This is a genomic window from Aeromonas aquatilis (assembly GCF_054052405.1).
On record NZ_JBSTYP010000029.1, the window covers coordinates 1 to 12,212 of the forward strand.

General features: G+C 60.2%; 15 protein-coding genes. 2 read left to right on the plus strand and 13 right to left on the minus strand.

The features are described from left to right. Nucleotides 1–142 precede the first annotated feature (142 nt). Together ACW5W8_RS12965 and ACW5W8_RS12970 are read right to left on the minus strand one after the other, a co-directional pair. Nucleotides 143–1,111 (minus strand): calcium/sodium antiporter, encoded by a 969-nt coding sequence (locus ACW5W8_RS12965; RefSeq protein ID WP_498628228.1) that lies wholly within the window; start codon nucleotides 1,109–1,111, stop codon nucleotides 143–145. A 126-nt stretch (nucleotides 1,112–1,237) separates the two neighbouring features. After that, nucleotides 1,238–1,711 carry a peroxiredoxin gene (locus ACW5W8_RS12970; protein ID WP_498628229.1) on the minus strand — a complete coding sequence of 158 codons (474 nt, stop codon included), beginning with the start codon at nucleotides 1,709–1,711 and terminating at the stop codon, nucleotides 1,238–1,240. Between the two features lie 155 nt (nucleotides 1,712–1,866). Here ACW5W8_RS12970 and ACW5W8_RS12975 point away from each other — a divergent pair, with 155 nt between their 5' ends. Next, complete coding sequence (locus ACW5W8_RS12975) at nucleotides 1,867–2,793, plus strand: phenylacetate--CoA ligase family protein (protein ID WP_498628230.1); 927 nt, start codon at nucleotides 1,867–1,869, stop codon at nucleotides 2,791–2,793. A gap of 91 nt (nucleotides 2,794–2,884) precedes the next feature. On the opposite strand, the gene yfcD is transcribed toward ACW5W8_RS12975, so the two are convergent. Next, nucleotides 2,885–3,367 carry an NUDIX hydrolase YfcD gene (gene yfcD, locus ACW5W8_RS12980; protein WP_498628231.1) on the minus strand — a complete coding sequence of 161 codons (483 nt, stop codon included), beginning with the start codon at nucleotides 3,365–3,367 and terminating at the stop codon, nucleotides 2,885–2,887. A gap of 203 nt (nucleotides 3,368–3,570) precedes the next feature. On the opposite strand from yfcD, the gene ACW5W8_RS12985 reads away from it, so the two are divergent. After that, nucleotides 3,571–3,789 carry a DUF1107 family protein gene (locus tag ACW5W8_RS12985; protein ID WP_111805429.1) on the plus strand — a complete coding sequence of 73 codons (219 nt, stop codon included), beginning with the start codon at nucleotides 3,571–3,573 and terminating at the stop codon, nucleotides 3,787–3,789. Between the two features lie 52 nt (nucleotides 3,790–3,841). On the opposite strand, the gene ACW5W8_RS12990 is transcribed toward ACW5W8_RS12985, so the two are convergent. The 10 genes from ACW5W8_RS12990 to ACW5W8_RS13035 form a co-directional block, all read right to left on the minus strand. Further along, nucleotides 3,842–4,156, minus strand: a complete 315-nt coding sequence (locus ACW5W8_RS12990) for a DUF2845 domain-containing protein (protein ID WP_498628232.1) — start codon at nucleotides 4,154–4,156, stop codon at nucleotides 3,842–3,844. A gap of 189 nt (nucleotides 4,157–4,345) precedes the next feature. Then, a complete protein-coding gene (gene bamJ / locus ACW5W8_RS12995; protein WP_139708705.1) occupies nucleotides 4,346–4,957 on the minus strand; it encodes a BamJ family beta-barrel-assembly machinery protein in 612 nt (203 codons plus the stop codon). 149 nt (nucleotides 4,958–5,106) lie between these two features. Continuing rightward, complete coding sequence (locus tag ACW5W8_RS13000; protein WP_498628233.1) at nucleotides 5,107–5,832, minus strand: copper homeostasis protein CutC; 726 nt, start codon at nucleotides 5,830–5,832, stop codon at nucleotides 5,107–5,109. A gap of 41 nt (nucleotides 5,833–5,873) precedes the next feature. Then, nucleotides 5,874–6,776 carry an ROK family protein gene (locus ACW5W8_RS13005; protein WP_005343908.1) on the minus strand — a complete coding sequence of 301 codons (903 nt, stop codon included), beginning with the start codon at nucleotides 6,774–6,776 and terminating at the stop codon, nucleotides 5,874–5,876. Nucleotides 6,777–6,884: 108 nt separating this feature from the next. Further along, nucleotides 6,885–7,391 carry a GNAT family N-acetyltransferase gene (locus ACW5W8_RS13010; protein ID WP_498628234.1) on the minus strand — a complete coding sequence of 169 codons (507 nt, stop codon included), beginning with the start codon at nucleotides 7,389–7,391 and terminating at the stop codon, nucleotides 6,885–6,887. Beyond that, nucleotides 7,379–8,185 carry a M48 family metallopeptidase gene (locus tag ACW5W8_RS13015; RefSeq protein ID WP_498628235.1) on the minus strand — a complete coding sequence of 269 codons (807 nt, stop codon included), beginning with the start codon at nucleotides 8,183–8,185 and terminating at the stop codon, nucleotides 7,379–7,381. Before ACW5W8_RS13015 ends, ACW5W8_RS13010 begins: the two co-directional genes overlap by 13 nt. A 181-nt stretch (nucleotides 8,186–8,366) precedes the next feature. After that, on the minus strand, nucleotides 8,367–9,341 hold the full coding sequence (locus tag ACW5W8_RS13020; RefSeq protein ID WP_203118201.1) for a PstS family phosphate ABC transporter substrate-binding protein: 975 nt from the start codon (nucleotides 9,339–9,341) through the stop codon (nucleotides 8,367–8,369). A gap of 329 nt (nucleotides 9,342–9,670) precedes the next feature. After that, nucleotides 9,671–10,966 carry a phosphate regulon sensor histidine kinase PhoR gene (phoR, locus tag ACW5W8_RS13025; RefSeq protein WP_498628236.1) on the minus strand — a complete coding sequence of 432 codons (1,296 nt, stop codon included), beginning with the start codon at nucleotides 10,964–10,966 and terminating at the stop codon, nucleotides 9,671–9,673. Between the two features lie 8 nt (nucleotides 10,967–10,974). Continuing rightward, nucleotides 10,975–11,664: a phosphate regulon transcriptional regulator PhoB gene (phoB, locus tag ACW5W8_RS13030; RefSeq protein ID WP_005338414.1), complete on the minus strand. Its 690-nt coding sequence runs from the start codon at nucleotides 11,662–11,664 to the stop codon at nucleotides 10,975–10,977. A 101-nt stretch (nucleotides 11,665–11,765) separates the two neighbouring features. After that, nucleotides 11,766–12,176: a VOC family protein gene (locus tag ACW5W8_RS13035; RefSeq protein WP_498628237.1), complete on the minus strand. Its 411-nt coding sequence runs from the start codon at nucleotides 12,174–12,176 to the stop codon at nucleotides 11,766–11,768. Between the last annotated feature and the right edge of the window lie 36 nt (nucleotides 12,177–12,212).

Consider the following 12,212-nt stretch of genomic DNA (forward strand, 5'->3'; position numbering starts at 1 on the left):
TTGAAAGGCTGGGGTATCCATGATGGTAGACCTCAAGGTGATGGCCTACTTCAAGCTTAGCCTTTCAACACGTAATTGGGACATAGCCAAAAACAAGAGGGGGAAGCTTGCGCTTCCCCCTCTCTCATTTCACCAACCCCTATCAGATAAACTGACTGGTCAGCAGCCAGCCTGTGTAGGCAACGAAGCAGGTGAGCAGCACGCCCCCCTCCAGCCGGTTGATGCGGCCCTGCCCCTTGCGGCCCAGACACATCACCAGCAGCAGCAGGGTCAGCCCCATCATGATACTCCAGTCACGGGTGAGCACCTCCGGCGCCACATCGAGCGGGTGGATGCACGCCGCAATCCCCACCACCGCCAGGGTGTTGAACAGGTTGGAGCCGAGCACGTTGCCAAGGGCCAGATCATGCTCGTTCTTGCGAATGGCGATCAGCGACGAGGCCAGCTCCGGCAGAGAGGTTCCTACCGCGACTATGGTAAGACCAATCACCAGATCGCTGATACCGAGCGCCTGAGCGATGGTCACCGCCCCCCAGACCAGCAGGCGGGAAGCACCGATCAGCAGCACCAACCCGACCACCAGCCAGAAGATGGCGCTCTTGAGGGACATCCCCTCGCTCTCGATATCCTCGGCGGTCTCGGTATCCAGCGCATCTCCCTTGCCATTCATGCCAGCCCAGATGGACCAGCCCATCAGGGCAACAAAGACGGCCCCCAGAATGATCGCATCCATCCGGCCCAGATGGCCATCGATCAGCAGGGCGCCGGAGAGCAGGGTAATACCAAGCAGGATCGGGATCTCCTTGCGCACTACCTGAGAAGCTACCGCGATAGGGCTGATCAGTGCCGTCAGACCCAGGATCAGCGCGATATTGGTGATGTTGGAGCCATAGGCATTACCGAGCGCCAACCCGGGATTGCCCTGGGACGCAGCCAGTGCCGAGACCACCATCTCCGGGGCCGAGGTACCAAAACCGATGATCACCATGCCGATCAGCAGCGGCGGCATCCCCGCATAACGGGCGGTGGCGGCTGCGCCATCGACAAACTTGTCTGCACTCCAGACCAGCAGCGCCAGTCCGGCAATCAGGGCAACAAAAGCCAGGGTCATAGGATCTTCATCTCTTGTTATCTGCAACGAAGCGCCAGCCCAAACGGGCAGGCACCATGGGAAAGTGGCGCCAGTGTAGCTGTGCCACCTCCCATTTCAAGGGGAAATCAAACCGTGATTAACATTTCACAGTGCAGCCAGCAGGCTCGCGGCATCTGAGACCTCAAACTTGCCTGGCGCCTCCACAAACAGCTGCTCGACCACACCATCGTTGGCGATCAACGCAAAGCGCTGGGCACGGATGCCGCCAAAGGCGCCGGTATCCTTGGCCAGATCCAGCGCCCGGGTCCAGCTGCCATCGCCATCTGCCAGCATGGTGATCACCTCGGCATTCTGGGCCGTCTGCCAGGCCCGCATCACGAAAGCGTCGTTGACCGACAGGCAACAGATGGCATCCACCCCTTTGGCCATAAACTGATCGGCCAGCACCACATAGCCGGGCAGATGAGCATTGGAGCAGGTAGGAGTAAAGGCGCCGGGTACCGCAAACAGCACCACTTTTTTACCGGCGAACAGCGTCTTGCTATCCCGCAGCTGCTTGCCCTCGGCGGTGATAAAGGTAAATTCGCCCGCAGGCAGGGGTTGTCCTACAGCAATCATGATTTCTCGTCCTGAGTCGTGATGGGAAGTCGCCAGTTTATCCCAGAGTGACGATGCCGCCTAACAGCGGCTCTGAGCCTGACCCTGGATAGCGGCAGGCATTTTCCCCTTGGGCAGACTACTCTTGAGCTGGTTTCACGGCGCCAGGAGGCCCCATGCAACACTATTACGATGGTCTGGAAATTCGTCCCCCCGCCATGCGCGAACAGCAGCAACTGGACCAGCTCAATCATCAGCTTACCCATGTCAGTCAATATTGCGCCGGTTACTCCAGCGCCTATCGCCAGTGCCGCCTCGAGGATCTGGCAGAGCTGGCCACCCTGCCACTGCTCGACAGCAAAGAGCTCTTTGCCGCCCAGCAGGCTCATCCCCCCTTTGCCGGTCTCACCGGCCGCCCCGCCAGTCAGGCGCTGCGGGTCTTCTCCTGTCCGGGCCAGCTGGCCATACCCGAGTATGCGGGTGCTGACTGGTGGGGGGCCGCCCGAGCACTGTTTGCCGCCGGCTTCAAGGCGGGGGAAGTGATGCTCAACAGCCACGACTATCATGCTGGTCCCACCGCCTTTATCTTCGATAACGGCGCCCGCCAGCTGGGGGCTCCCGTGGTACCCTGCGGCCCCCACGATACCCAGCGCCAGCTGGAGGCACTGCTGCGCTATCAACCCACCGGCTACGTCGGCCCGCTGGTGACCCTGCTCGACCTGCTGGAAGCGGCCGAAGCGGCGGAGATCCCGAGCGACTCGCTGCGCCACGCCCTACTGTGCGAAGCCACCCATCCTGAAACCGCACCACTGCGCGCCATTCATGGCATTGCGGCCCTCAACTGTCTGGTGTGGCAGGATGTGGGGGTGGTGGCCTACGAGAGTCAGCCCGGTCAGGGCTTTATCGTCAACGAGAGCTGCATCGTCGAAATCATCGATCCCGCCAGCGGCAATCCCGTGAGTGGCGACGAGACCGGCCAGCTGGTGGTGACCCGACTCGATCTGGAGTATCCGCTGCTGCGGCTAGCCACCGACTGGCAAGGTCACTGGCTTGCCAAGCAAAGCTCGTGCGGACGCACCAATCGGCGCCTCAAACTGGTGTAGCCACCCCAACAGATGCACACATGCAAACGGGCAGCCATCAGGCTGCCCGTCTTGTTGCTGAACCGGAAAAGAACATATCTGAAGAAAGACGTTAGCGTCTTGCCTGCCAGGTGGCGATGGCGAGCAGGGAGTCGGGGGTAAATTCGGCGGCACGCTCGGCAATCTCGGCCAGGCTCATCCAGTGCACCGCGCTTACCTCTTCGGCCTGCAACTGCAGCGGCCCCTGATAACGGCAACTGAAGAGGCCACCCCAGACCCGGTAGCCCTCCCCTTCCGCATAAAAGCTGCCAAAGCCCTGCAGAGGAACATCCATAATCCCCAGCTCCTCGGCCAGCTCGCGGCGGGCGGAGCGCTCCATCTCCTCACCGGTGGTGACCACGCCACCGGCGCAGGCATCCAGCATGCCGGGGCAGAAATCCTTGCTGAGGGTGCGTCGCTGCACCAGGATCCGATCCGCGTCGTCGAGCACCAGAATATAGCTGGCGCGATGGCAGAGATTCTCCCGCCGCACCTTGGCTCGCTCGGCCACGCCAATCACCCGGTTATCCTCGTCCACCACATCAACCCATTCCACGCACAGGCCCTTCTATTTGTTCCATTCAAGCCCGCAGTATATCGGTGCGGTGGTTTGCCATGGCACAACTTTTTCGATGATGCCGTCAATTTGCCGAGCTCACTGGCAAAATAAGGATTCATGCAAATCTTTATAAACCGTCATATCAGTGTCATCGACCGACACCATAGTGTGCCCTGTCCAGGCAATCAGGGAACCGTGTGATGAAGGTATTCAAGCAGTTATCCCCACGGCAGATCGCTCGCTACATCAAGAGCTTTCACCGAGGCTATTTTGCCATCGAGTCGCTGGGGACATTTGAATTCAACGCCGGCAGGATCAGCCTCCATGGCCTGACCTGCCGCCAGCGGCTGAGGCTGGCCCGCCAGATCAATCAGGCCGTCAGCCAGCTTCGTCACAACGAGCCCTTGCCGGACATGTGAGTCAAAGGGTCTTGCCCTACTGTCTGTTGTGCAACCATGTTTTGCCCGCCGGCTACTCGCCGCGCGGGCCGTTTTCGATGTCGGTGATGATGCCGTTGCGCACCGTCACGAAGCGCATGAACTCGTTCTTGCCGAAGTTGTAGGTCCAGCGTTCGCCATATTTGACCTGCACCAGGTTGCCAAACTGGTTCTCCTCGTTGCGGTTGAGCTCTTCTCGCAGCATGGGCTCACCGCACTTGATCAGCATCTCGGCGGTGGTGTCGCCCTCGGTGATCAGGGCGTTCTTGCAACGCATGGCATCAGCACTGGCCGGAATACTCAGCAGCAACAGGGCCAGCCCCGCTACCTTATTCATCTTCTTGCTCATCGAGTTCTCCTTCTCCGGTCGCATGAGTCGCAGTATGCCTGTTCCCGTTGCTGAAAAAACCAGTCAATGGCGCAAAAGTGCCGCCCTTTTCTGCTCTCCAGCCCGCTGGCCGCGACAAATGTTGTCTATCAGATTGCACCAAAAACAAACGGCGACCCGAGGGTCGCCGTTTGCATCAAACCAGCAGGATCACAGGATGTCCAGCAGCTCGACTTCAAATACCAGTGCAGAGTAGGGCGGGATGGAACCGGCACCACGGGCACCGTAGGCCAGATCGTGGGGGATGTAGAGCTTCCACTTGGAACCAACCGGCATCATCTGCAGTGCTTCAACCCAGCCAGCGATCACGCCGGTTACCGGGAATTCAGCCGGCTGGCCACGGGCGACGGAGCTGTCGAATACACCACCGTGGGTGAAGGTACCGTGGTAGTGCACGCGCACGGACTGACCGGCTACCGGAACAGCACCGTTGCCTTCGACCAGCACTTCGTATTGCAGACCGGAATCGGTCACGTTTACGTCGTCGCGCTTGGCGTTGTCAGCCAGGAAGGCTTCGCCGTCAGCAGCTGCGGCCTTGGCGACGGCTTCCTGCTCTTCTTGCATGCGTGCAGTGATCACCTGGAAGGCATCATTGATATCGTCACGGCTGACCGCGAACTCCAGACCATTCAGGGCATCTGCCAGACCTTGTTGCAGGGCCGGGATATCCAGACCGGCGAAGGCTTGCTGCGCCAGCTGATCACCCATGTTGCGGCCGATGCCATAGCTGGCCTTCTGTTCGATAGAGTCGTATTGGGACATTGAGATGTTGCTCCAGATCCATGTAGTAAAGAAGCGGGATAATATCAGACTTTTGGCCGGGGTGCTGCCGGGGTGCCCCTGATTTCCCCGTCAGTGGGAGGAACTTCACACAAGATGCGGATGAACGCCGCCCAACGGCGGCGATCTGCTTAACCGCGATCCAGCAAGGCTCTGACTGCAGCAACCTTGGCACCATCGGTGATATTGACCCGACCGTCGTCCGAGGTGCCCATGTTGACGCCATGGGGCACCATGCCACCGCGCCAACCCATGCCGGACATATGCACTTCGCTCACTCCGGTGAACTCGATGATGGTACGCACGTTGTCGGCATTGACCCCGGCCCCCGGCATCAGGCTGGCACGCCCCGCCAGCGCCTGTTGCATCGCCTGCAGATTTTCCAACCCAGCCAGCGCGGTTGCGGCGTGGCCAGAGCTCAGAATGCGTTCGCAACCGGCAGCGACTATGGTCTCCAGATCGAGGCGCCAGTCGGAGGAGAGGTCGATGGCGCGATGGAAGGTGACCCCCAGGGGGCCAGCGGCATCCACCAGCTGTTTGAGCTTGGCGGCAGGCACCCGCCCTTCCTCATCCAGCAAACCGACCACCACCCCTTGCAGACCGGCAGCGCGGGCCGCCGCGATATCTTGCAGCATCATCTCGAACTCGCCGTCGTTGAAACAAAAATCCCCAGCGCGCGGGCGGATCATGGCGTAAACCGGCACGGTGGCGTGGCGGGCTGCCAGCTGCATAAAGCCATAGGAGGGGGTCAGGCCGCCCAGACCCAGCGCAGAGCAGAGCTCGATGCGATCCGCCCCGGATTGCTGGGCGGTGAACAGGGATTCCAGGTTGTCGATACAGATTTCAAGACGGGTCATGAGGACTCCTTTTTCGGGGAGATCAGACCCCACATCTGATCTCATAGATTGAGCAAGGCTGCGCCGCGCACACCACCGGCACCGCCGAAGCGGGCCTGGCGGATCTCGGGCAGGGCGACCCCGGGCAGCAAGTGACCGGGCAGACGCAGCGGCAGCTGTTCATAGAGGGCGGGCAGGCCGCTCAGGCCGCCCCCCAATACCACCACCTCGGGATCAATCACCGAAATGGCAGTGGCAAGCCCGGCGGCCATGATCTCCAACCAGCAGTCGACCGTCTCGACCGCATGGGGTTCATGGGCCTCGAAGCGTCCCACAATCTGGTGACCCGTGGCGCGCTGGCCATGGAAATGGTGATAGAGACGCTCCAGACCGGTGCCGGAGGCATAGGTTTCAAAACAGACCAGACGGCCGCAGCCGCAACGGGGACGGGGCAACTCGGGGTACTTCATCAGCATGGTCGCGGGCAAGGGGTAGTGACCAATCTCGCCCGCCAGCCAGTTGCGCCCCTGAATAAGCTTGCCCGCCAGATAAACAGCGCCGCCGATGCCGGTGCCGATGGTGACGCCGAGCGCACTGCCGGCGCCGTCGGCTGCCCCTTGATGCACTTCGGACCAGAGGAAGCAGTTGGCGTCGTTATCCACCTTGACCGGCCGCTCCAGCAACTCGGCCAGATCGGCGCCCAGATGGCGACCATTGATGGAAGGCAGATTAGCCGCCACTATGCTGTGATCCTGGCTATTGATAACGCCGGGGAAACCGATGCCGACCGAGCCCCGTGCGCCGAAGCGGGCATCCGCCTGCTCGACCCGGGAGCGGATCAGCTGCTGCAACCCCTCATAATCATTGCCCGGGGTACTCATGCGCTCCTCGTGGCAGAGGTTCAATGCACCGTCATAGACCGCAAAAGCGATCTTGGTGCCACCGATATCAAAGCCGTAATACATGCCAGCACTCCCTTGTCAGCCCGTGTTTATCCAACTCTGTTCCAAGGGGGACATTGTATTAATTCGCAAAAAAAATAAAGTGACCGAGGGCGAAAAACGGGAGGGTGATCAGAGCAAACGGCTCATTTGTCGCTGCAGGCAGGTCTGCCCGAGGCTCATCAGGGTGCGCTCCTCGCCATCAAAGACGAAACCGCGGCGCAGGTAGAACCCCTCGCCAATGTGATTGCCATCGAGCAGCCACAACTTGACGCTGCCGCAACCGGCGCGGCGCATCTGCATCGCCACCGCCTGCCACAGCCGTTTGCCATAGCCTTGTCGCCAGTGATCGGGGTGGAGGTAAAAGGCGCGGATCAGGGCGCTGCTCTGCCCCTCTTCCTGCACAGGTTGCCAGTAGAGCAACCCGATAACGACTTCGTCGAGACAGAGCAACATGGGCCTTGGCCCAGCGTCAGCCAACCGCTGCTGCCAGATCTGCAGATGGGAGGTCACCGCCAGCTGTTCCAGCAGATCCGGGCCGAGCACCTGCCCATAGGCAGCGAGCCAGCTGGCTCGCTGCATTACCGTCATGGCGGCAGCATCCTCGGGCCGCGCCATGCGCAGGCTTATGCCTTGCATTGGGGCACCAGACCGTTGGCGCGGGCCTGCTCATAGAGCGGCAACACTTCCGCTTGCTGCGCTTGCAGCTCGGCGATCCGGTTCTCGTTGCTCGGGTGGGTGGAGAGCAGTTGCGGCGGCGTGTTGCCACCGGCAGCGGCACTCATGTTTTGCCACAGGGGAACAGCTTGCGCCGGATTGAACCCGGCGCGCGCCATCAGCTCCAGCCCCAACCTGTCCGCTTCGCTCTCCTGAGTGCGGCCATAGGGGAGCATCACGCCGACCTCAACCCCAAGGCCAAGGGCGGCCATGGTGGCGCCGCGATACTCGCTGGTGCCCATGGCGATGTCCGCAGCCGCCAGACCGATCCCCGCCAGCTGGCTGCGCGAGAGTCGTTCGTTGGAGTGTTGGGCCAATACGTGAGTCAGCTCGTGACCGATGACGGTCGCCAGCTGATCCTGATTCTTGGCCACCTTGAGCAGACCGCTGTAGACACCAATCTTGCCGCCGGGCAGGGCGAAGGCGTTGACCTGTTTGGAGTCAAACACCACCACTTCCCAGTTGGTGATGCCATAGCTGGCCGGCACCTGAGCGGTCACCGCCTTGGCGACACAGGAGACATAGGCGTTGAGTTTGGCATCCTTGCTCACCTTCTCCTGCTTTTTCATCTGCTCGAAGGAGTCAGCACCCAGCTGGTTCATCTGCTGGGGAGAGTAGAGCAGCATCTGGCTGCGGCCGGTCGGCGACTGGGCGCAGGCAACCAGCAGGGAACTACAGAGGGCTACCATGCCAAACTTGGTGAGGGACGCAATCATGAAGGGATCCTTTGCCGTAACATTGCCCTATTCTCGGAAATGCCGCCCTGCTGCGCAAGGGAGCCAGCCCCCGGCTGGCGGAAAAATATCCATCCTGCGCTATTAACAAAACTGACAGTCGCCAAAAACAAAACGAGCCCGCTTGGGGCTCGTTTTATCAGGGCATGCTGACTGCAGGCAGTTACATGATACCCAGCTTTTTCAGGTCAGCCTGTACCACCTTGGCCGGCACCGGCACGTAACCATCTTTGGCAACGATGTTCTGGCCTGCTTTGGAGAGCATCATCTTGACGAACTCTTGCTCCATCGGGGAGAGCGGCTTGTTCGGATGCTTGTTCACGTAAACGTACAGGAAGCGTGACAGCGGATACTTGCCGGTGATGGCGTTATCGGAGGTCGCTTCGATGAAGGTCTTGCCATCCTTGGAGAGCGGTACGGCACGCACGCCGGAGGTGACATAACCGATACCGGAGTAGCCGATACCGTTCAGGGAGGCAGAAACAGACTGCACCACGGAGGCAGAACCCGGCTGCTCGTTCACGCCGCTCTTGAAGTCGCCGTTACACAGGGCGTGCTCCTTGAAGTAACCGTAGGTACCGGATACGGAGTTGCGACCGAACAGTTGCAGATCCTTAGCGGACCAGTTGCCGTCCAGACCCAGATCAGACCACTTGGTGGCAGCCTTGGCTTCGCCGCACTTGAGGGTGCTGGAGAAGATGGCGTCGATCTGCGGCATGGTCAGCCCCTTGATGGGGTTGTCCTTGTTGACGAACACCGCCAGGGCATCGACTGCAACGCGGATGGCAGTCGGCTTGTAACCGTAACGCTTCTCGAATGCCTCCTCTTCACCGGCCTTCATGGCACGGCTCATCGGACCAAACTGGGCAACACCTTCGGTCAGGGCAGTCGGGGCGGTAGAAGAACCGGCGGCCTGGATCTGCACGTTGACGTTGGGGTACAAACGCTTAAATTCTTCGGCCCACAGGGTCATCATGTTGGCCAGGGTGTCCGAGCCGACAGAGGACAGGTTGCCCGAAATGCCGCTGGTCGGGGTGTAATCCGGCAGGTCTTTATCCACACCGGCAGCCAGGGCGCTGACAGAAAACAGGGTTGCTGCGGTGAATCCGATTACACCAGCCAGTTTGTTGAGTTTCATCCAATCTCTCCAAAGTTACAAAAGGCGATTACCTTGAGCTTCATTCTGTCTCCTATCTCCGAGGTGACAGAAGGCTATTGCCAATACATGGCGCCGATTAACACTGTCTTGCGGTAGTCAATTCGACTGAGTCAGCGGTGAGTTCCATTCCGACTCACTCTCCAAAGTTACAGAAGGTCCGTTCTTAAGACGGCGCCAGTATCTGACCTGGCAGTGACAAATTTATGGATTTAATGTGACACTTTAATGACATGGCGGCGCTTTTATCCAAATGGCAAAGGGCTGCCAACGCAGCCCTTCCCGTATATCTAACACCTTGTCATAAAAGACTATTTTATCACCACCATCCGGCTCGGAATGAGAAAGCTGAAGCGGCTGCCAAGGCCAACACGGCTCTCGATATCGAGCTGGCAGTCGTGATGACTGAGGGCATGCTTGACGATGGCAAGGCCCAAGCCTGAGCCGCCGGTGTGGCGCGAGCGGGCCTTGTCGACCCGATAGAACCGCTCGGTCAGCCGCGCCAGATGCTCGGGGGCAATCCCCTCCCCTTCATCGCTCACGGCAAACAGCGCCATCGCCCCCTGCTTGCGCCACTCCACGGTAATTTTTCGCCCCGCCGGGGTGTAGTGGATGGCGTTATAGACCAGGTTGGAGACGGCACTGCGCAGCTGCTCCTGATCCCCGCGCACCAGCAGATTGGGCTGCACCACAAATTCGAGCTGGTGGGCCCGTTCGCCCGAGAGCGCTCGCGCCTCCTGCTCCAGCAGCCCCAGCATGGCAGGCATGTCCACCAGATGGGAGAGATCCACGGTCGGGGCCGCCTCGATACGGGAGAGGGTGAGTAGCTGATTGACCAGATTATCCATCCGGATGGTCTGCTCCATCATCACCCGATGCGCCTTGGCCCACATGGCGGGCGGGGGCGGCTCCTCGGTCATCTCCAGATAGCCTTTGAGCACGGTGAGTGGCGTGCGCAGCTCGTGAGAGACATTGGAGACGAAGTGCTTGCGGGTCTTCTCGAGACTGCGCAAACGGGTGACATCCCGCACCACCAGCATCGCCTGATCGGAGGCGTAGGGCATGATGCGAAACTCGAGAAACTTCTCTTCGTTGACCGGGGAGTGCATCTCGAGGGGCTCGTCATACGCCCCCTTGCCCAGATAGGCGTTAAAGGCAGGATTGCGAATGAGGTTGCCGATATGCTGGCCGGCATCCTCCGGCCAGCGAAAACCGAGCAGTTGCTCTGCCAGCCGGTTGCACCAGAGGATGCTGCCATCTTCGCGAAACACCACGGCCGCATCGGGCAGCGCCTCGGCCCCCTCTCGAAAGCGGCGGATCAGCCCCGCCAGCTCGCGCCGCCGAGCCCGGTGACGCTGTTGCAACTTGTAGATCCCGTTGAAAATGTGCTCCCAGCTGCCACTACCGTTAGGTGGCACCAGGCTGCGGTCGTGCCACAGCCAATCAGACAGCCGCTTCTGGAAACGGTAATGCCAGCCCAGATGCAACACGGCCGCCACCAACAGGCAGAGGGCAAGATGATCAATCAACCAGCCAACCAATGCGAAGGGGGCGTAGAAAAACGCCATTCGCCACAACTGTCGCCGCCAGGCGTAAGGTTGCAACATAACTGCCTCTAGAGACGGGTTGAGAAGCGGTACCCGGCTCCACGCACCGTCTGGATCAATCTGTCGTGCCCTGTCTCTTCAATCGCCTTGCGCAGGCGACGAATATGCACATCCACGGTTCTGTCCTCGACGTACACATTGGTACCCCAGACATTGTTGAGCAGCTGCTCACGGCTGTAGACCCGCTCGGGGTGAGTCATGAAAAAGTGAAGCAGCTTGAATTCGGTCGGCCCCATGTCGAGCGCCTTCTCTTCGGCACTGACCCGGTGGGAGACCGGATCGAGTTTCAGCCCCTGCACCTCGATCACCTCATCCACCGAGGTGGGCGACACGCGGCGCATCACCGCATGGAGGCGAGCGGTCAGCTCCTTGGGCGAGAACGGCTTGGTGATGTAGTCGTCGGCACCGGCCTCCAGACCACGCACCTTGTCCTCCTCTTCACCGCGAGCGGTGAGCATCACCACCGGGATCTGGCGGGTCACTTCATCCTGCTTGAGCTGCTTGATAAACTGGATGCCACTGCCACCCGGCATCATCCAGTCGAGCACGATGAGTTCGGGGTAGGGTTCGCGCACCTTCGCCAGTCCATCGGCGTAATCTTCCGCTTCAATCGTCTCATATCCCTTCTGCTCCAGCACGAAGCAGAGCATTTCGCGGATCGGTGCTTCGTCCTCGACCACCAGAATTCGCTTAGCCATTCCCTTCTCTCTCCTCTGTGAAGATGGGTGCGCCAATTATTAGAACTTTCTGTGACACTTTTATGACTTTATGACAGGCGGGATGATAAACGTTTTCAGATTCAGTTGGCAGCAGCGCGTTGCAGCAAGTCCCAGCGGTTGCCACTGATGTCCTCGAACACCACCACCATGCCGTATGGCTCGCTACGTGGCTGTTCACAAAAATGCACACCGTACGCCTGCATGCGCTGGTAATCACCCCAGAAGTCGTCAGTCTCAAGGAACAGGAACACCCGACCGCCGCCCTGCTGGCCGATGGCGGCCTGTTGCTCGGGCGTGGCGGCGCGAGTCAGCAGCAGCGCCGAACCGGGGGCGCCTTTGGGGGCAACCCGTACCCAGCGCTTGCCCGGTTTGCCCGGTTCATCGAGCCGAGTGTCCTCCAGGAGCGCAAAGCCAAGTCCCTCGGTAAAAAAGCGAATGGCCTGATCGTAATCAGCCACCAGCAGGGTCAGCGCCCCTACGTGTTGTGACATGGCAGAAAATCCTTAACAGATGAGTCAATGGGCGCA